The 19,133-nt window shown below is 42.6% G+C and carries 13 protein-coding genes; 8 read left to right on the forward strand and 5 right to left on the reverse strand.

What is annotated here, in order from left to right; genetic code table 11:
- Positions 1–82 precede the first annotated feature (82 nt).
- The gene (locus tag HB679_RS13590; protein WP_214072546.1) at positions 83–2,329 is read right to left on the reverse strand and encodes a glycoside hydrolase family 95 protein; all 2,247 of its coding nucleotides are present in this window, start codon (positions 2,327–2,329) and stop codon (positions 83–85) included.
- 79 nt (positions 2,330–2,408) lie between these two features.
- Positions 2,409–4,313: a GxGYxYP domain-containing protein gene (locus tag HB679_RS13595; protein ID WP_214072547.1), complete on the reverse strand. Its 1,905-nt coding sequence runs from the start codon at positions 4,311–4,313 to the stop codon at positions 2,409–2,411.
- A gap of 233 nt (positions 4,314–4,546) precedes the next feature.
- Here HB679_RS13595 and HB679_RS13600 point away from each other — a divergent pair, with 233 nt between their 5' ends.
- The 5 genes from HB679_RS13600 to HB679_RS13620 all read left to right on the forward strand — a co-directional run bounded on the left by HB679_RS13600 (position 4,547) and on the right by HB679_RS13620 (position 11,363).
- The gene (locus HB679_RS13600; protein WP_214072548.1) at positions 4,547–5,788 is read left to right on the forward strand and encodes a sugar MFS transporter; all 1,242 of its coding nucleotides are present in this window, start codon (positions 4,547–4,549) and stop codon (positions 5,786–5,788) included.
- A gap of 127 nt (positions 5,789–5,915) precedes the next feature.
- Positions 5,916–6,323 (forward strand): BlaI/MecI/CopY family transcriptional regulator, encoded by a 408-nt coding sequence (locus HB679_RS13605; protein WP_214072549.1) that lies wholly within the window; start codon positions 5,916–5,918, stop codon positions 6,321–6,323.
- An 18-nt stretch (positions 6,324–6,341) separates the two neighbouring features.
- A complete protein-coding gene (locus HB679_RS13610) occupies positions 6,342–8,342 on the forward strand; it encodes a M56 family metallopeptidase (protein WP_214072550.1) in 2,001 nt (666 codons plus the stop codon).
- Positions 8,343–8,378: 36 nt separating this feature from the next.
- On the forward strand, positions 8,379–8,879 hold the full coding sequence (locus HB679_RS13615; RefSeq protein WP_214072551.1) for a hypothetical protein: 501 nt from the start codon (positions 8,379–8,381) through the stop codon (positions 8,877–8,879).
- A 36-nt stretch (positions 8,880–8,915) separates the two neighbouring features.
- Positions 8,916–11,363, forward strand: coding sequence for an outer membrane beta-barrel protein (locus tag HB679_RS13620; protein WP_214072552.1), 2,448 nt, complete (start codon positions 8,916–8,918; stop codon positions 11,361–11,363).
- Positions 11,364–11,465: 102 nt separating this feature from the next.
- Here the strand turns inward: HB679_RS13620 and HB679_RS13625 are convergent, their stop codons facing one another.
- Entirely contained in the window at positions 11,466–12,224 is a 759-nt protein-coding gene (locus HB679_RS13625) for a basic secretory protein-like protein (RefSeq protein ID WP_214072553.1), read from the reverse strand.
- 134 nt (positions 12,225–12,358) lie between these two features.
- Between HB679_RS13625 and HB679_RS13630 the strand changes: the two genes are divergently transcribed.
- A complete protein-coding gene (locus tag HB679_RS13630) occupies positions 12,359–12,805 on the forward strand; it encodes an anthrone oxygenase family protein (protein WP_214072554.1) in 447 nt (148 codons plus the stop codon).
- 56 nt (positions 12,806–12,861) lie between these two features.
- On the opposite strand, the gene xylA is transcribed toward HB679_RS13630, so the two are convergent.
- Positions 12,862–14,190, reverse strand: coding sequence for a xylose isomerase (gene xylA / locus HB679_RS13635; protein WP_214072555.1), 1,329 nt, complete (start codon positions 14,188–14,190; stop codon positions 12,862–12,864).
- A 207-nt stretch (positions 14,191–14,397) separates the two neighbouring features.
- On the opposite strand from xylA, the gene HB679_RS13640 reads away from it, so the two are divergent.
- Positions 14,398–15,438 (forward strand): LacI family DNA-binding transcriptional regulator, encoded by a 1,041-nt coding sequence (locus tag HB679_RS13640; protein ID WP_214072556.1) that lies wholly within the window; start codon positions 14,398–14,400, stop codon positions 15,436–15,438.
- 151 nt (positions 15,439–15,589) lie between these two features.
- On the opposite strand, the gene HB679_RS13645 is transcribed toward HB679_RS13640, so the two are convergent.
- The gene (locus tag HB679_RS13645) at positions 15,590–16,210 is read right to left on the reverse strand and encodes a TMEM175 family protein (protein WP_214072557.1); all 621 of its coding nucleotides are present in this window, start codon (positions 16,208–16,210) and stop codon (positions 15,590–15,592) included.
- A gap of 307 nt (positions 16,211–16,517) precedes the next feature.
- Between HB679_RS13645 and HB679_RS13650 the strand changes: the two genes are divergently transcribed.
- Positions 16,518–18,998: a DUF5686 and carboxypeptidase-like regulatory domain-containing protein gene (locus HB679_RS13650; protein WP_214072558.1), complete on the forward strand. Its 2,481-nt coding sequence runs from the start codon at positions 16,518–16,520 to the stop codon at positions 18,996–18,998.
- The last annotated feature ends 135 nt before the right edge of the window (positions 18,999–19,133 follow it).

Below are 19,133 nucleotides of genomic sequence, written 5' to 3' on the forward strand. Positions count from 1 at the left end.
TAGTTTGTATTGGTTTACAGAAGCGGATAACAACCCCCGCCCGCAAAATCCCCCGACAAGCTCAGCATGCCTGCATTCAAAGTTAATTAATGAAGGTATATATCTTACCGGTTTGGGTATTAAATCTATATTTAAAATCACTACCGCTAGTTGTTTTGATTACGCCCGGTATAGTAGACTTTAACGCACTTAAAGTACGCAACCGGCACTCGCCTCCTGCCAGCGACTTGACTACCAGCTTAGTTAGCTTACCGTCTTTCCATTCCATATCAGCAATTTCAAAATCGCCGCGGGCCATGAGGCCTTGCACACTACCGGTGGACCATGCTTTGGGCAACGCCGGTAAGATCTGGATCTCGTCGGTTTGGCTTTGCAGCAGCATTTCGGCAACGCCGGCAGTATAACCAAAGTTACCATCGATCTGAAATGGCGGATGCGCACATAACAGGTTGGCATAGATCCCGCCACCGTTATTGTAGTCGATACCGTTGCCACCAACAGGTGTAATGAAGTTAGAAATGATGGTATGTGCATGATCGCCATCTTGCAGCCGCGCCCAAAAGTTGATCTTCCAGGCCATTGACCAACCGGTTGATACATCGCCACGAGCCAACAAGCTCACTTTAGCCGCTTGCGCCAGTTCAGGTGTTTTAATGGTGCTGATCTGCCTGCCCGGATGCAAGCCGAACAGGTGCGATGCATGGCGATGTGTATCTTTAGGATCATCTCGATCGGTTTCCCACTCTTGTAGCTGCCCCCATTTGCCAATCTTTGGTTTCAACAGGTGATCCTTCAGGTCGGCGATATGGTCGCGATAGGTTTTGTCTATGCCCAGCGCATCTGCAGATTCAATGTAATTGGTAAACAGATCATAAACGATCATCTGGTCGTAGGTCACACCGTCTTCTGTCGGGCCATGCTCCGGCGACCAGCCCATTGGCGATACCAAAGTACCATCCGGGCGATGCTTGAGGTGATCGTCCCAAAACTCAGAGATCTCTTTCAGTATAGGATAAGCAAAGTTCTTTAAATAGCTCTTGTCTTTAGTAAAAGCATAATGCTCCCAGATAGCCTGGGCATACCAGGCGCTGGCCGGTGGGTTCCATAAATAGCTTTCGCCGCCCATGGGGTTACTTTCGGTGCGCAGTGTCCAGCCGCGTACGCCGGGGTACTCCTTTTGTGTATTGATCTTCCTGATCTCGCGGATAGCGTTAATATGATCCAGATACGGAATGGCACACTCCGATAAATTAGTCGGTTCGGCCGGCCAATAGTTCATTTGGATGTTGATGTTGGTATGGTAATCGCCACCCCATGGCGGGTTATTGCTGTCGTTCCAAAGGCCTTGCAAATTAGCCGGTAGCCCGCCTTTGCGCGATGAACTAATGAGCAGGTATCTGCCATATTGGAATATAGTTGCTTCCAGGTCCGGGTCTAAAGTCTTTTTATAGTTGACCAATCGTTGAACGGTGGGTAGCATTAAGGTCGAGAATGGCGTCGCACCCAAGTTCAAATGCACACGGCCGTATAAGTGTTGATAGTCGGCAATGTGTCTTTGCAATAGCACAGCATAAGGTTTAACATTATCAGACTTAAGGATACTATCGATTTTAATAGACGGTGCCTGGCCTCGCCAATGTGTAGCACGACTGTTATTAAAATCAGTAGCAGCAGTAAACAGAATCGTGATTACGTCAGCTTTGCTTATCTTCAATTCATCGCCTTCGGTACCATCCGTTTGCTTGCTCAAAGTGCCGCCTTCCAGTTTTACTAATGCAGTGGCTTGATATTGCATACCGCTTGACAGCTTGCCGCTAAACGTTAAACGATTGCCGTTTGCAGTTGCGGTATTCATACGCTCGTCTTTTAAATGCAGAAGACCAGACAATGCTCCCTTTTTACTGGCAGTATAGCGTAGCACCATCACCTTATCCGGAAAGCTGCAAAAGTATTCGCGTTTGTATTTGATACCGCCTTTGGTATAAGTTGTGGTATGTATTGCACGGCTCAGATCCAGTTCTCGACGGTAGTCCGCGGGGATGTCGCTTTCTGGCGCATTATTGAAATCGATCAGCAAATTACCGAACGCCTGATATGCGCCACGGTTTTGCTCGTCGCCCACCCAAAGTGTATTGTCATTAAATTGAATCCGTTCCTGGCTAATCCCACTGAAGATCATCCCGCCTATGCGGCCGTTACCAATAGGATAGGCATCCGTCATCCAGGCTTTTGCGGGCTGGTTATCCCACATTTTTTGAGCTTGGGCGTTGCCAATAATCGATAATAATGCGATGCCCGTAACGAACAATCTATGGCTGATCAGCTTCATGTGTGCTAATTTAGTATAATGGTATCTGTCAAAACTAAATGATTATGGCATTGGTTTATTCAGCCTTTTATGCATTTCATTACTTGATTTTGCCTTTAGCCGCATCAGGGTTTTGCTTCAGGTAGATACGGTACAACTCAAAGAAATCTGGCGCGGTAAGCAATTCAATGTTAGGATCCAACTTCTTTAATTCGGCCACTACCTGCACATACCATGATGGACTCTTCAATATATTACGGAACCAATGGAACGGCACCTTACGATCACGGATCCTATCATAAACCATCCGGGCGGCTACCTTGGGATCGTCCTGGTTCACATCAGCGTCCGACCGCATTACCGGCATATCGCCATGCAACAAAGTAAGCGGCACTTTTTGCGGTACAATCCCATTCGGACTAAAAGCCGCGTAAGCATCCAGTCCCTTTTGATTTAGCGGCGGCGCCTGTCCGTCAATGATAAAGCCGGTTATGGTTAACCCCCATTGCTGGTAATAAGGCTTGTTGTGGGCTACCCAGGCATCCAGGCCATCAGGCAAACCAGATATCGGCCTTGGTACCTGCAGCATACCTGGCATTAAATAGCCCGCGCCATTATCCGCGGCAGCGAAATAATCATTAGCGCTTGCCGTTTCGCGGCGGTAATCTAACGCCATCGGTACACGCTCGGCTAATACCGGGCTAATGCACCACATCATCGGCACTTTACCACGGTCGGGGCTGTCCCATAAAGTCGGCGTAGTTTGTGATACCCACGATGAAGCATCATAATCGCCCACATAAAATATCAGGAAGTTGCGTCCCTTGTAGTCGATCTTACCATCTGCCGTTAAATAGCCTTTTTTTTGTAATTCGGCAGGCGTTGTCCAGTTTTGTTTGTATTCTTTTTTAAGCGGATAGTGCTGCCAGAACGAGGCATTAGCCAATGCCCCATAACCAATAGCATCGGCGTCCTTAAAAGCGTTGTATGCGCTTATGATACGCGAGTACTCCCACTCCGTTGCAACATCCTCGTGCTTGCCATTAGCGTGTTGGGTATACTTAAACGCCCACGGTGGGAAGCCGCCCAGGTAAGCATAATCTTTGCCTTTGTTTTGGTTATAAGCAGTGAGCAAAATCTCTTTTAAAGTATTTACGTCTGTCCCCACAGCCTGACCGGGATCATCAGTAGCAGGCTCGTCCGCCCAGGGACTCAAATCAAAAAAGAAACCACGTCGACTGATAAAGAAATCGTGATTAGACAACGTATGATGATTATGATTAACCAGGAAAGGCTGTTTCAACCATTGCTGATCGATATAATAAGCGCCGTATTTAGTATTGACCCTGCCGGTCTTCATATACTTTTCCAGGAACCATAGATAGGCATCGTCCTTAGCAGAGCCGCTTGATGCACGCGTTGTACCTGGAATTGTTCCCTTTCCGGTAAAGATTGATGAGCCATCTTTATTAACCAAGCTGATACGCACCGGGATTTTCGGTCCGCTGGTTATGATCTTTGAATACAAACTTTCAGGGTCTGTATCGTATCGTACAACAATTAAATCTTCCACGCCAGCTATCGATGAAGCTACGTTACTGGTTGCTGCCACGTTTGGATCATAAATAACAGCACCCTTAATTTTATTTCTATAGGCCGATATAACATCCACCACATTCTGATACAGCACGGTATCGCGCTTGCTTAGCCATTTACCCGGCGCGCGATATTTGTTCCACCAGTATCTGTCGATATCGGCACTACCGTTCTTAATCAGGAAGATATAAAGCTGCGGCGTGTTTCTGTTTACAATACCTTGCAACGAAGCTATGGTATGTACATAATCCCAGGCATTGTTAATAGCACGCTGATCTCCCTTTTCAAACTGTAAAGTAAAACCCAAGTCTATCATCCCGACAGGCGGCAGTTTTTTCGATTGAGCTACAACGGTATAAAGACTCGAAACAACCAGCACAAAAGCCAGCACAAATACGCTTTTTTTCATCGACAGAAAGTATAATTGGTATTACCAAATGTAAGCTTTACCAACAATTATTTAATGTGGCTTTTATTATGATATGCTAGATAAAATTTGTTTTTTTGGCTTAGATATAAATTATTGCCCAACCAGCGGGCACTTATAACCAATTTTAACTATTAAACACCTTTTATTCATAATACTTACTGATGCATCAATTGCAGTGTCTTGCAATTAATTCAACTTAACCAATTAAACAAATGAGCCAAAAAGCAGCATTTACCGAGAAGAAATTCGTTGTTACCTTAATTTTTGTCACGTCGCTATTCCTGATGTGGGGCGTATTGCACTCTATGAGTGACATATTGAACAAACACTTTCAAACCGTATTAAATATCTCAATTGGCGATTCAGGATTAATTCAGTTTTCTGTTTTCGGCGCCTATTTTGTCATGAGTATCCCTGCTGGTTTATTCATGAAGAAGTACGGCTATAAACCAGGCGTGATTTTGGGCTTATTGCTCTTTGCAGCAGGCTTGTTTTTATTTGTACCTGCGGCTAATGCAGCATCATTTACTTTTTTCAGGATTGCATTATTTATAGTAGGCTGCGGTATGGCTACTTTAGAAACAGTTGCTCACCCTTTCGCCGCTTCGCTTGGTGACCAACGCTCCAGCGACCTGCGCGTAAACTTTGCGCAAACTTTTAATGCGGTAGGTACCATTATCGGCCCGCTGATTGGTGGCTTCTTTTTGCTAGGTGGCGATACAGTAAAAAACACAGATCTTACTTCGGTTAAAACCCTTTACGTAAGCATTGGCATTGTAGTATTATTAATAGCTGTAGCGTTTGTGTTCTTAAAGATCCCAGCGTTAACAGATCCTCACGAGGTTGTACATTCTGACGACCCAGAAGCAGTTAATGTAGATGTAGCTCCACAAAAACCGTTGATACAACACAGTCATTTTGTATGGGCATGCGCCGCGCAATTTTTCAACGTTGCTGCACAAGCAGGCACCTGGGCATTCTTTATCAATTACGGCACTAATGTTATGCATTTTAGCGATACCAAAGCAGCTTACTTTTTTAGTTTATTTATGGTAATGATGCTAGTTGGCCGTATTGTTGGCACATCGTTGATGACTGTTATAGCACCTAATAAATTATTAGCAACATTTGCCGCCGGTAGCATTGTAATGTGCCTGATTGTTGCACAACATTTAGGCTGGACATCGTACATTGCGCTGCTGATGATCAACTTTTTCTTCAGCATTATGTTCCCTACCATCTTTAGTTTAGGATTGAAAAACCTGGGCGCCAATACCCAAAAAGCTTCATCTTTCATTGCAATGGGTGTTGTGGGCGGTGCGTTCTTCCCGTACATTATGGGCCAGGTGGCTAATCATAATGTGGCACAGGCTTACTATATGCCAATTATTTGCTACGTGGTGATCTTCCTTTTCGGCTTCAAATTCTATAAAGTTAAAACCGCAAAAGCTTAAGCTTTTCAAGTATAAATCATTGAAAGCCCGAACCATATGGTTTGGGCTTTTTTGTTTAAAATAAATTTATTTTCAAAAAAATCAACCTACCTATTGCATCGTACGAAAACTTTCCTACCTTTGATTTATGGAACACCCAAATAACGACGAAATCAAGAAAGCCGAGCCCACCAAGGCCGAGTTGGAAATATTACAGGTATTGTGGCAGCACGGCCCGTCAACCGTTCGTTTTGTAAATGATGCATTGATAGCGCAGCGCGATGTTGCTTACACCTCTACCCTAAAGCTCATGCAGATCATGGCCGACAAGGGAATCCTGAAAAGAGATGAGAGCCAGATGAAACACATTTATCATGTGGTTGAGGCCAAGGAGAAAACTCAGCATCAGCTGTTAGATCGTTTTGTAGATTCTGTTTACCAGGGATCGTCAAGCAAACTGGTCATGCAGTTGCTGGGCAACAAAAAAGCAACCAAAGAAGAGTTAGAAGGCATCCGCAAAATGCTGGACGAAATTGAGAAGACCAATAATCAATAATACTTAACCTAAATTATTATGGAATTTTTAACCATCACATCATTTGCAACCGACCGCCTTGTTGGCGCGCTTTGCAACACCTTAGTGCATTCATTATGGCAAGGCCTGATATTGGCAGCCGTAACCGGTTTAATTGTATTGCTTACCCGCAAATCGAGTGCGGCGTTGCGTTACAATTTACTGATATCGGCACTGGCATTATTTACTGTTGGGGTTATAATAACCTTTGCAACACAAATGGGCCGGTCAATAACATCACCTGTCAATACGGTGGGTGCGATTAGTAGCCATCTTGAAATTGTGCGTGTATCATCCACAGCTCCTGTTCAGAGCTTTTCTGAAAGTGTTTTCAGTTATTTAAATGACCATCATAATACCATTGTATTAGTTTGGTTCCTGATCATTTGTGCCAAAAGCATCCAGTTAATTGTAGGATTATTAGGCGTACGCAGATTAAAACACACCAACGTGCACCAGGTAAATATTGAATGGTATCAGCGCCTGCAACAATTGGCAGAAAATCTGAATATTAATAAAAGCATTGCACTGCTTGAATCTGGACTGGCTAAGGTGCCGCTGGTTATCGGCGCATTTAAACCGGTGATATTGATCCCGATAGGTTTGATAACTACGTTGAGTATCGAAGAGGTTGAAGCAATTTTGGTACATGAACTTGCTCACATTAAACGTCGCGATTATTTAGTAAATCTGCTGCAAAGCTTAATGGAGATTGTGTTCTTTTTTAACCCCGCGGTGCTTTGGATCTCACAATTAATTAAAACCGAAAGGGAAAATTGCTGCGATGATCTGGCTGTAGCGCAAAGCAGCAACAAGTTGAACTACATCCGTGCGTTAGTATCATGCGAAGAGTACCAGGCTGCTGTTCCGGCCTATGCAATGGGCTTTGCGGGCGATAAGAATAATAACCTGGTGAGCCGTGTTAAACGCATGGTAAGTAACCGTAACCATACCCTTAATTTATTCGAAAAAACAGCCTTGGCGATATGCCTGGTAATATCTGGATTATGCTTGTCGGCGTTTTCACAAAGAGCAAGAATACACCGCATAACCGATGCGGTAGCTCAAGCTATTAGCCACCGGGAAGTACAAAGTTTAAAACCGGCAAAACCGGTTGTTCTTTCTTCAGAAACTAAAAAGTTAGCACAGCAAACGCAGTTGTTAAAGGATAACAGTGGAAGCGTACAAACGCTTGAAGATGTTTTGCAACCACTGGGCGTAAACAGCACCGGCTGCGGCCCCTGCGATAGCAGTAATATGAATTTGAATACCAGGCTCGACACTATAAAAACGCATTTGGGAGCAATTGATACCAAACACGTAATGACTGTTAAAGTCGACCCTGGCGTAGAAGTGAATGTGCCCGCAGGATACAAATACGCTGTCAAAGCTGCCCCCAATGCCGTAGTAAAGGTGGATGCTAAAGGAGTGACACACGTAACTTCTACTCAGAAAATGAATGTAACTGCTAACGCCAAGGTGAATGTTATTGCAAATTCACAAGTGAGTGCAAACACAAACTCTAATGTGAGTGTAACTATTGATACGCCGGTAGTTCATGCAGAAACTCACGATGTAGTTTATTCGGCTAACGGCCAGGCAAATTATGAACCAAACAGGCCTTATAATGCTAGTTCCAGGTTGAATACCTCTATACCGGTTTATTCATCAAACATTACCGGGAACTACGTAGTCAGTCGTTTTTCTGTTAATATGCCAGATACCAACAAGAAACCCAAAGCGGTCATAGCTAAATCAGGCAACACTTCCTGGGTTAAAAAAACAAACACTAACCTCTATATAAACGCGGGCGACCTGGGCAGCGCCTTGTACGATGCTCATCTCATCAAAGACAAAAAGAATTATAAAGTAACCCTAACCAATAAAGAGATGGTTATCAATGGTGTAAAACAGCCCGAAAACATACATCAAACTTATCTAAAACAATACCAGAAAGAACTTGGCGACAAAGTGGATGTGGCGATTGCTGTAACTAATTAACGCTATAGTCTTCTTATAACAAATTAACCCAAAATCATGAACGCTTTTAAAATGGTTTTATTAACCGTATGGGCTGGCTTTACCTTAAATTTTGCCCGGGCACAAACCACTTTTGTAGTTTATTCTGTTAACAGCCAGGGAATCTATGTGCCGAACCGGACTCATAATAATGGCTCCAAGTTAAATACTGTTATACCGGCCAATCGTAAGATTTCCGAAAAACATGCAGTAACTCGTTTTTCTGCTATTATGCCCGATACTAACAAGAAAACAGCTACTAAGGCACACTTAAATGCAAACTATTCAAGGCCCGAAATCTACATATCCCAACCAAAACCTGCCCCGGTGGATATTAGCGACCTGTTGCTTGATGCTCATCTGATTAACAACAAAAAGAATTTTGACATCATTTTAAACAACAAGGAATTTGCTGTTAATGGTGTTAAGCAGCCTGAGAGCGTCCATCAAACATTTCTTAAACGATACCAGACCGATCCTGGCGATAATGTATACGTGGCGATTTCTGTAACTAATTAATATTATCGTCGTCTTATAACAAACTAACTTATTATCATGAAAATTTTTAAAACGGTTTTATTAGCCGTGTGGATATGCTTTGCATTCAATTTCGCGCAGGCACAAACCACCGGTATCAAAATCTCGGGCGCTGTAACCGATATCAGCAATAAACCTATCGATGGCGCAACTGTAAACTTGCTAACTACAAAAGATTCCGTTGTTGTTAAATCATTGGTTTGCGATGCAAACGGCAAGTTTACTTTCGAAGATATTAAAACCGGCACCTACCAGTTGCGCGTAACAACTGTTGGCTTTAAAAATTATAAAAGCGCAAATTTTTCTGTTGACAATAAATCAATCATACTTCCGGCTATTCAATTGCAATCAACCAGCACCTCGTTAAAAGAAGTCGCGGTAACCGGGCAAAAAGATTTTGTTGAGCAAAAAATAGATCGCACGGTAGTTAATGTAAACGCACTAATATCTAACACAGGCAGCAATGCGCTCGAAGTTTTGCAAAAAACACCGGGCGTACAGGTAGATGTGGATGGTAATATTACTTTTAAAGGAAAAAGCGGCGTTCTGATCATGATAGATGATAAGCCGACTTATCTGTCGGCTGCTAACCTGGCTACCTACCTGCGTTCGCTTCCATCGTCATCATTGGATAAGATTGAGTTGATGGATAATCCGCCGGCTAAATATGATGCGGCGGGTACCGCCGGTGTTATCAACATCAAAACAAAAAAAAATACCATCAGGGGTTTTAACGCATCATTTAGCAGTAGCTATGGCGTTGGCTTTTATGGCCGGTTAAGAGAAAGCCTTAATTTGAATTATCGGGTAGATAAGGTTAACCTATTTGCTAATCTTTCTTACAACTATAATAATAACTATCGTAAACTAGAGATAGACCGCAACTATCTCCATCCGGATGGATCTCCTGATTTTAGCTTTAAGGATATTTCTATTTTCAGGCCGGCAGAGAATGATTACAATGCTAAAGTAGGAGCAGATTTCTTTATTTCGCCCAAAACTACCTGGGGCGTAGTACTTACCGGGGGTTTATCAAATGGAAAAGATAACAGCCCGGTATACAGCTCGTTTTACAATGTAGGCGGCGGATTGGACTCGACCATCAATACCCAAAATATATCGCACAATAAATTTAACAGCGGCGGCATTAACCTTAATTACAGCCATAAATATGATACGACAGGTACCGCTTTAACGTTCGATCTGGATTACATCCGCGACATTGCAGGCGCTAATCAAACATTCATTAACAATACAATTGCTACCGACGGCACCCTACTCAGTTCGCAAACCATTGCTAATAATCTGCCTGGGGCAGTTAATATTTACGCCGCTAAGGTTGATTTTGTTAAAGCTTTAAAAAACGACGGCAAGTTTGAGGCCGGCATTAAAAGCAGTTATGTAAATACCGACGACGCCGCCAATTACTTTAATGTTGTTAACGGTGTAAGCACCATTAATTACGATAACACCAATCACTTTTTATACAAAGAGAATATCAACGCGGCTTATGTAAATTATAACCAAAACTGGAAACGCTTTGGTATACAAGCCGGCTTACGTGCGGAGAATACCAATGGCAACGGCCACCAATTAGGCAATGCGCAAAGGCCAGATTCATCGTTTGTTAATCATTATACCAACTTTTTCCCTACCGCTTATTTATCTTATAAACTAGATACAGCAGGACATAATACTTTGGGTGGGTCGTACGGTCGCCGTATAGACCGCGCCGGTTATGGACAATTAAATCCGTTTATAGAAATCATAGATAAGTTTACACAATTCCGTGGCAATCCATTTTTAAGGCCAACTTTTACCGATACCTACAAAATACAATACAGTTATAAAAGCCTGCTTAGCGTAGCATTGCTTTACAACTATGCTACTGATGTACAAAATGAGACTATTTTTCAGGACGGAAACATATTTGTGAGTACGCCGGGTAACATCGGTTACCAGAAAAATTTTAACCTGTCGGCAAATTTCAACCTTCACCCCACAAAATGGTGGACAGCCAACATATATGCTGATGAAACACATAACAGCTATAAAGGTGTACTTGCTACTGGTATTATTGATCAATCCGGCTATACGTTTTCGGCAAACGCCAACAACCAATTCACTATAGGTAAAGGTTGGAGTGCCGAACTGAGCGGATTCTTCCGCACAGGTGGGGTTTACGGACAATTTAGATCTATTCCTACCGGGATGGTAAACTCGGGACTTCAAAAGAAGATCTTAAACAACAAGGGCAGTTTAAAACTGGCTATTAACGACATGTTTAAAACCTTTAGCCCAAGCGGTACCATAACCAGCATAAATAACAGCGAGGTTACTTACCATAACCTGATAGATACCCGTGTAAGTACACTAACCTTTACCTATAATTTTGGCAAGACGCTTAACAACCCGCCTAAACGCCAGGTGGGTAGTGCCGATGACGAGCAAGGCCGTGCGCATTAATCTAATTGTCATTGCGAGCGTAGCGCGGCAATCGCAATGACAGTTAACAACAAAAAAGGCCCGATGATGTCATCAGGCCTTTTTTGTTTATGTTCAATACATTTACGATTTCGGAAAAGTAGCCGCATATTCGGTCCACAACTCATCTAAAGTTTTACCGGTTTGATCTTTCCAGATACCATCTGTATAAGTATGCTCACGCATGGCATTGTTCAGGTTTATAACCAGATCCTTTTTGTAGTTTTTCTCAATCCACAGCAAGAAACGGGCGGTCACACGGTAACTGGCGGTGTAATCCTGCATTTTTCCATCCTTGTCTGCTCTTAACTTCTCGGGCAAAAACCATTTAGCGCCGGCGTTATCTACGCCATAAACCGCGCGTACATAATCGGCAATACCTTCTGTTAACCAACCCGGGCCGGCGCCATTACCGTAATCCTGAACAATGTGCATTACTTCGTGTGTAACTACATCAATATCAGTAGGCTTTTTTAACATCCACGGCGGGTTAAAATGGACAGTCATGTTTGCTGTTGCAGCTACACCTTTATAATTACGATCAACAAAAAACACCACTCTTTTTGCCGTGTTTTTATTGTAAGTATTGGCTTCTTCCTCATATACCTTAAAGAAGGTTTCGATCATCCGTTTTTTTATATCGACACCTTCTTTTTCAAACGTGGTGTCATTATTGGCGAACACTAACGTATAGCCATCGCGGGTTGTCGAGTCTACTGAAAGCGCGCTGCCATCGTTCCATGTTGATCTTTGACGATGTTGACGCGGCTTTTGCGGTTGATCTTGCGCTTTAACCTGCGTAAATGCGGCAGCGGCTAAAATCATTATTACTATTTTTTTCATTAATTGATATTTAAGGGGTTAAAAATTCTGCCTAAACATTCCAAATATAGATGAAGTAACAAAATGAGCATGTAACAATATTAAATCACTACTAAATTAAAAGGTTTTAGGCTGACGATCGTCTACCCTTATATATGACGCGCCTCATCAACCTCATTGCTACGTTTTTACTCATGCTGGTAACCGGCATATTCTGGGGTCCATGGTTTGCGCTAACGCGATCATTAAGCATGTTTGAGCCAGCCGAGTTTATCAAAATCACTAAAATATTATCCAAAAACCTGGGGCCAACCATGCAATTCCTTTTGCCGGGTGCTATTTTAACGATGATTACAGCTACTTGCTTTTATCAACAAACCAGCTCACTTTATTTAAGCCTGCCGGCGATAGCTTTGATCGTCATAGCGTTAATTATAACCGTTGCTGTAGAGGTACCTATCGTAAAAAACGTTGAGCAATGGACCGACGCTATCCTACCCGCTAACTGGCAAGTCAAACGCGATCGATGGCTCAAATTTCATGTATTCAGGGTTCTATCAGCCATATTAAGTTTTGCCTTATGGATAGCAATCTTTATCTAACAAAAAAATCCGCCGGCTATTCAGCGCGGCGGATTTCAAATTTAATACTGTTTGGATTAAATATAACGGTTAATCAAATTCTCAATGTACTCTTGCTTGCCGCTGATAACTTTTGGCTCACCGTTCTCAACCGCGTAAGCGCGCAGGTCCTCCAAAGAAAGCTTGCCTTCTTCAAACTCCTTGCCTTTACCGGCGTCGTAAGAGGCATAACGATCTTTACGCAGTTTTTTATATTCTGATTTTTGCAGAATGTTATCCGCAGTGATCAAAGCTCTCGCAAAAGTATCCATGCCACCAACGTGTGCATAAAACAAATCAGCCGGATCTGTAGAGTTACGACGGATCTTAGCGTCGAAGTTGATGCCACCGCCCTGGAAACCGCCGGCTTCTAAGATGATCAACATTGATTCTGTTAGCTCATTAATATCAGTAGGGAACTGGTCAGTATCCCAGCCATTCTGCACATCGCCACGATTAGCATCTATCGAACCCAGCAAACCGCTATCGGCAGCAACCTGTAACTCATGCTGGAATGTGTGACCGGCTAATGTAGCGTGGTTAACTTCGATATTTAGTTTAAAATCGCCCAGCAAATCATATTTCTGCAGGAAACCAAATACGGTAGCAGAGTCATAATCGTACTGGTGCTTGGTAGGCTCGCAAGGTTTTGGTTCTATAAAGAATGTGCCGGTAAAACCTTGTTTGCGGGCGTAATCTTTCGCAGCGTGTAAAAACTTAGCTAAATGCTCTTGCTCGCGTTTCATGTTGGTATTCAGCAAGGTCATATACCCTTCGCGACCGCCCCAAAAAACATAGTTTTGGCCACCCAAAGCGATGGTTGCATCTAAAGCAGCTTTAACCTGCGCGGCGCCATGCGATAATACGTGAAAATCTGGGTTAGTAGCTGCACCATTCATATATCTGTGATGCGAGAATAAGTTGGCAGTGCCCCAAAGCAGTTTAACACCGCTATCGGCTTGTTTTTGTTTAGCATAATCAACCAGTGCCGATAAACGACGCTCATTTTCTACGATATCATTACCATAGTCAACCACGTCAACATCGTGGAAGCAATAAAACGGCAAGTTCATTTTGGTAAGGAACTCAAACGCTGCATCCATTTTGTCTTTAGCACGCTCAACCGGGTCAGATTTTTTGTTCCATTCAAAAATGTGTGTAGGCTCACCAAACGGATCGGCACCATTGCCCACAAACGAATGCCAGTAAGCGCCTGCAAAGCGCAAGTGATCTTTCATTGGTTTACCCGCAATCACTCTGTCGGCATCATACCAACGAAAAGCCAGCGGATTATCGGATTCTAAACCCTCGTATTTTATTTGATCTATTCCTTTAAAAAATTCTGTGTCGCCTTTTAATACTTTCATGATTTAAGTTTTATTTTTTTTGATAATGACCGGGCTCGTCAAGACGCGTCAATCATCTGGTAATTAACTGGTTTATATTAATTATTTAGCTGGTTTATTAACAGGTTCAACTAAGATAAGTTATAGGCCGAAATTAAATTTATTTTTTGATTTGCGCAATCGATTGCCAAATAAAATTGTAAATTTTTTGGTATCATTACTTTTAAAATGGATTTGAAGAAGAAAAGAGTAACTATTTACGACATTGCCCGGGCGCTAAACCTCACGGCTTCCACGGTGTCGCGCTCGTTAAATAATAACTCGCGTATTAATGAAGACACCCGCAAACTGGTGATTGCCAAAGCGCGGGAGATGAACTATCGCGCCAACAGTTTGGCATCAAACCTGCGTAAAGGCAAATCTCAAACCATTGGCATTGTGGTACCCCGTATTAATCAGAATTTCTTCTCTAATGTTATTGCAGGCATAGAAAGCATCACCAACGAAAAAAACTATAACCTGATTATTTGCCAGTCGAACGAATCGCATGAAAAAGAGATCAAGTGTGTAAATACCTTGATCAATCAGCATGTAGATTGCATTGTTATTTCTGTATCTGCCGAAGGCGACGATTATACGCACCTGCAAAATGTTATTGATCATCAGATCCAACTAATTCAGTTTGACCGTGTGGTTGAAAAAATAGAATCGCTTAAAGTAACCAACAATAACGAAGAGGCATCGCGCGAAGCGGTTGAACATTTAATTGCCTCTGGTTACCGTCGTATTGCTTTATTAGCGGGGCCGCAGAACCTGGATATTTTCCGGGATAGAAAAGCCGGGTACCTGAAAGCGTTAAGAGCCAATAAAATTACTATTGCAGACGAATTGATTCTGGATGCTGACACCAATAATGAGCATGATGCAGAACTTATCCGTCGCCTGTTTGCTTTACCTAACCCGCCCGACGCAATCTTTGCTTCGAGGGATGATTTTTTAGCACTGGGTGTATTGGAGGCTGCCAATGATCTGAATCTGAAAGTGCCGGAGCAGCTAGGTATCTGCGGTTACTCGAACGAACGGTTTACCCGTATTACATCGCCATCAATAACCACTATCGACCAGTTTGGCGTAGATATGGGTAAAACCATAGCCCAAACTTATTTTGACGAATTAGACGGTAAAGATGAGGAGACTGCTGTCGCTACAAAAACCATCAGCATCAAACCCAAGTTAATTGTAAGGTCGTCTACACAAAGAGGTAAATAATTATTAATTCAGCTCAACTATTGCTTTGATTACCCCATTTGCCGCGTCTGTCCAGTTGTGAAATAGTTGGTGCAAGAAATACCGCGATATTCAATAACAAAGGGAATATCCTGATGATCCCTATCCATTTACCCCAAGATCGCTAATCTGGCTATTCGTGCTCTTTTAGCTTCATCATCTTAAATAGCTGTCTGGCCGTCAAAATGAACGGGAACCTGGCTACCAGTATAATAAATGCCGCTATCGGGAAAAAGAATGAAAGCGCTAACGAAATAAGCGAATTGATCATAGCTACATTACAAGCACGGCGGTAAAATATAATGATACGCTCCTCCAGACCGGGCTTCAAAAACTCCGGCCGCTCTGACGCATAATCCCAAATATTATTTTGAAAAATATTAATAAAAAACACATTTAAACAGTACACCATCATTGCCGCAGGGTCTCTAAAGTGTGTAGCAATGAGTGTAGTACTAAATGGCAGCAGCACTATAAAAAGCAACCAGGCCACATTATTCCATAGCAGTGTATCATTAACGGCCCTGATGTAAAAAAAGAACTGATGATGCACTTTCCAGAAAAGTGCGATAATAAAGAAAGACAGTAAAAACGCTAAAAATTTGGGCCAGGCCTGCAGCAAATTGCTAAACAGGAGATGTTTGCCTTCATCGCCTGTAATTTTCAAGTTAAATACCAATATGGTGATGGCGATAGCCACAATGGCATCGCTAAAGAATACCAGGCGTTCCAGTTCAAGGTTTTTTTCTTTCATGACAGGATATCAGTTTATAAAAATAACATTTTCAAGTTGGATACCTACTGTCCAGTGAGTTCGCTTTTAACATGTAAGGCGATAAAAATATTGCGTCGCCATTAAATGTCTCCAATTATTTTAAAACTATTTGTTTATGAATATTTTTTACGACCTTATTCAAAATTTAAACGGATTTCGAGCTTATTTTTGAGTTAAACACAAACTATGGCCCGACGATTACGTTACAATTATTGATCTATTAATATAAGTGACTAATTATATACGATTTAGCAGGAAATTATTACTGAGCTGTGTGTGCCTGCTCTTGTCAAAATTTTGTTTTGCACAGCAAACCACAGTTAAGGGCAGGGTTAGCGACGCGGCAACCGGGCAACCGCTGCTGAAGTGCAGCGTGTTTTTCTTGAATACCCATACCGGGACCAGCACAGACAGCCTTGGCAAATTTACATTGACCGGCAACGGCACCTTCTCTAAGATTGTTATTTCGGCAATCGGCTATCAGTCCCTCACCCGGAACATTGTCCCCGGGACGCAGAACAAGCTGGATCTTAAATTAGGGAAAAGCACCACGCAACTTAAAGAAGTGGCTATCTCTGCACGCCGACGTTACCGCAATAAGGGCAATCCGGCTGTCGAGCTTATTAGGCAAGTGATAGCGCATAAGGATGATAACCGCCCGCAAAGCGCAAATTATGTACAGTACGACCAGTACGAAAGGATTGGATTGACCCTTTTTAGCATCCCCCCTCCACTGGTTAATAACTTTTTGTTCAAGCCTTACAAGTTTATGCTGGACACCGCTGCCGATGGGAAGCTTTCTGCTGAAGTGTATCTTGCCGAAAAAAAATACAAGCAATATTCGCGCAGGGACCCTGAAAAATCAATCAGCGTATTGCAGGCCCAAAAAGAAAGTAACATAATTAAATTTGTTGATACCGCCGGCGTGAATATTTATGTAAACCGTATCTATGGCGACAAAATAGACATCTACGAGAACAATATTTTCATTATCAGAAATCAGCTATTAAGCCCCATAGCCGACCACGCGCCTGATTTTTATAAATTTTTTATCAAGGATACTATCCGGACAGCAAAAGATACCATGGTTGAGCTAAGCTTTACGCCCCGCAATAAAACTGACCTGCTTTTTGAAGGACATTTAATGGTTTCTTTAAACGGATCATATGCCGTTACAGCTTGCGAGCTAAATGTAAATAACCAGATTAATATTAATTTTTTACGTAACCTTAACGTCAACTTAGATTTTCAAAAGCAGGCTAATGGCCGCTATTTCCTGGTGAAAAGCGATGCAAAGGCTGATTTTGGCATATTAAAAAACAAAGGTTTCGGTGTGAAAGGCGAACGAACCATCTACTATTCTAACTACTTGGTAGATAAGCCACTTGCCCCTACCTTTTATCAAGGCAAAGACGAGCAAGTTTTACCGGATTTTAACCAGGCAGACAGTAGTTATTGGGCCATGGGCCGACCAGATACCTTGTCGCAAACAGATGCCCGCTTTTACCACAAAGTTGGCCGGCTTGAAAACATGAAGTCGTTTAAAAGAGCAACCTGGCTAGCCACCACCTTTACAGGCGGCTTTGCCGATGCTGGCGCTTTTCAGTTTGATTTGGGTCAACTTGCTGCTTACAGCCCATTAGAAGGCCTACGTTTAGGCCTTGGCGGGCGCACTACTCCTAAATTCAACAAGACGATTTATTTGGAGGGCTATGTTGCTGAAGGAACACGCGATCATCAATTTAAGCATCAGGCCACCGCTTATTATTCTTTTAACAACACACCGCAATACCGTTATCCAAATAACTATTTAAAGCTTACCCAGAAATACGACATTGGTTTGCCGGGCGATGATCAGGCAGGCAGGAACTTCCATACGCCGGTATCTTCCTTTCAGACAGGCTCAAGCCGATACTATTTTTATACGCACATAGTTAGGATAGATTACGTAAAAGAGTACGATAACCATTTTTCTTTTGACATTGGATTTTACAATCGGAATCAGAGTGCAGCCGGCACATTAAAATATACATTGAATGATCTGCAACAAACAGTAGTAAATCATATCACCTCCAGCGTATTAAGCGTATCATTACGCTATGCGCCGCATGAGCAGATTTACCAGAATAACTTCGGTCGTAATACTATAAAATACAAATACCCAATTTTCACCCTGGTATATAATCAGGGTATTAAAGATGTGTTCAACAGCACCAATAATTACAGCTCAATTACCGCGTCAATAACGAAGCGCTTTTACCTGTCGCAACTTGGGCGTATGGACTTCACCCTGACTAGCGGCGAAATTCTGGGTAAAGTTCCTTACCCTTTGTTAAATGTAAGTGCTGCTAACCAGTCTGTTGTATATGAGCCTGATGCTTATAATCAAATGCATTATTTAGAATTTGTAAATGATCATTATGCCGGGCTTAATATCACTCAAAACTTTAATGGCTTCTTCCTGAACAAAGTACCGCTGATCAAATACCTGAAATGGCGCGAATACTTAACGTTTAAAGTGTTATATGGCGGTTTACGTGCCGAAAACAACCCGGCGCTGAGCAGCAACTTGTATAATTTCCCCGCCCCGGCAGCCAGCGGCTCCGGAACTTATGCATTAGGCAATACACCCTATACCGAAGCTGGTGTGGGTATAGGCAATATATTCAAAGTGCTAAGGATAGATGGTATAGAACGCTTCACTTACCTTGACCACCCCGGGATTTCTAAATATGGCGTAAAGTTTACCGTTAATATTGATCTGTAGTAATAAAGTATAAAAAAAGCCCACCTCTCGGTGAGCTTTATGGATAATATCGGAGTCGAACCGATGACCTCTTGCATGCCATGGGGCTTTCAATGTAACTTCAGATAAACCGGGGATCAGCAAAAGGGGAATAAT

It is taken from the genome of Mucilaginibacter sp. dw_454, assembly GCF_018449775.1.
In the GTDB taxonomy this organism is placed as follows: Bacteria; Bacteroidota; Bacteroidia; order Sphingobacteriales; family Sphingobacteriaceae; genus Mucilaginibacter.

What these genes read in the sequence shown, in the direction of transcription:
- HB679_RS13590 (WP_214072546.1), bottom strand. Translation starts at nt 2,329, where the DNA reads ATGAAGCTGATCAGCCATAGATTGTTCGTTACGGGCATCGCATTATTA.
- HB679_RS13595 (WP_214072547.1), bottom strand. Translation starts at nt 4,313, where the DNA reads ATGAAAAAAAGCGTATTTGTGCTGGCTTTTGTGCTGGTTGTTTCGAGT.
- HB679_RS13600 (WP_214072548.1), top strand. Translation starts at nt 4,547, where the DNA reads ATGAGCCAAAAAGCAGCATTTACCGAGAAGAAATTCGTTGTTACCTTA.
- HB679_RS13605 (WP_214072549.1), top strand. Translation starts at nt 5,916, where the DNA reads ATGGAACACCCAAATAACGACGAAATCAAGAAAGCCGAGCCCACCAAG.
- HB679_RS13610 (WP_214072550.1), top strand. Translation starts at nt 6,342, where the DNA reads ATGGAATTTTTAACCATCACATCATTTGCAACCGACCGCCTTGTTGGC.
- HB679_RS13615 (WP_214072551.1), top strand. Translation starts at nt 8,379, where the DNA reads ATGAACGCTTTTAAAATGGTTTTATTAACCGTATGGGCTGGCTTTACC.
- HB679_RS13620 (WP_214072552.1), top strand. Translation starts at nt 8,916, where the DNA reads ATGAAAATTTTTAAAACGGTTTTATTAGCCGTGTGGATATGCTTTGCA.
- HB679_RS13625 (WP_214072553.1), bottom strand. Translation starts at nt 12,224, where the DNA reads ATGAAAAAAATAGTAATAATGATTTTAGCCGCTGCCGCATTTACGCAG.
- HB679_RS13630 (WP_214072554.1), top strand. Translation starts at nt 12,359, where the DNA reads ATGACGCGCCTCATCAACCTCATTGCTACGTTTTTACTCATGCTGGTA.
- xylA (WP_214072555.1), bottom strand. Translation starts at nt 14,190, where the DNA reads ATGAAAGTATTAAAAGGCGACACAGAATTTTTTAAAGGAATAGATCAA.
- HB679_RS13640 (WP_214072556.1), top strand. Translation starts at nt 14,398, where the DNA reads ATGGATTTGAAGAAGAAAAGAGTAACTATTTACGACATTGCCCGGGCG.
- HB679_RS13645 (WP_214072557.1), bottom strand. Translation starts at nt 16,210, where the DNA reads ATGAAAGAAAAAAACCTTGAACTGGAACGCCTGGTATTCTTTAGCGAT.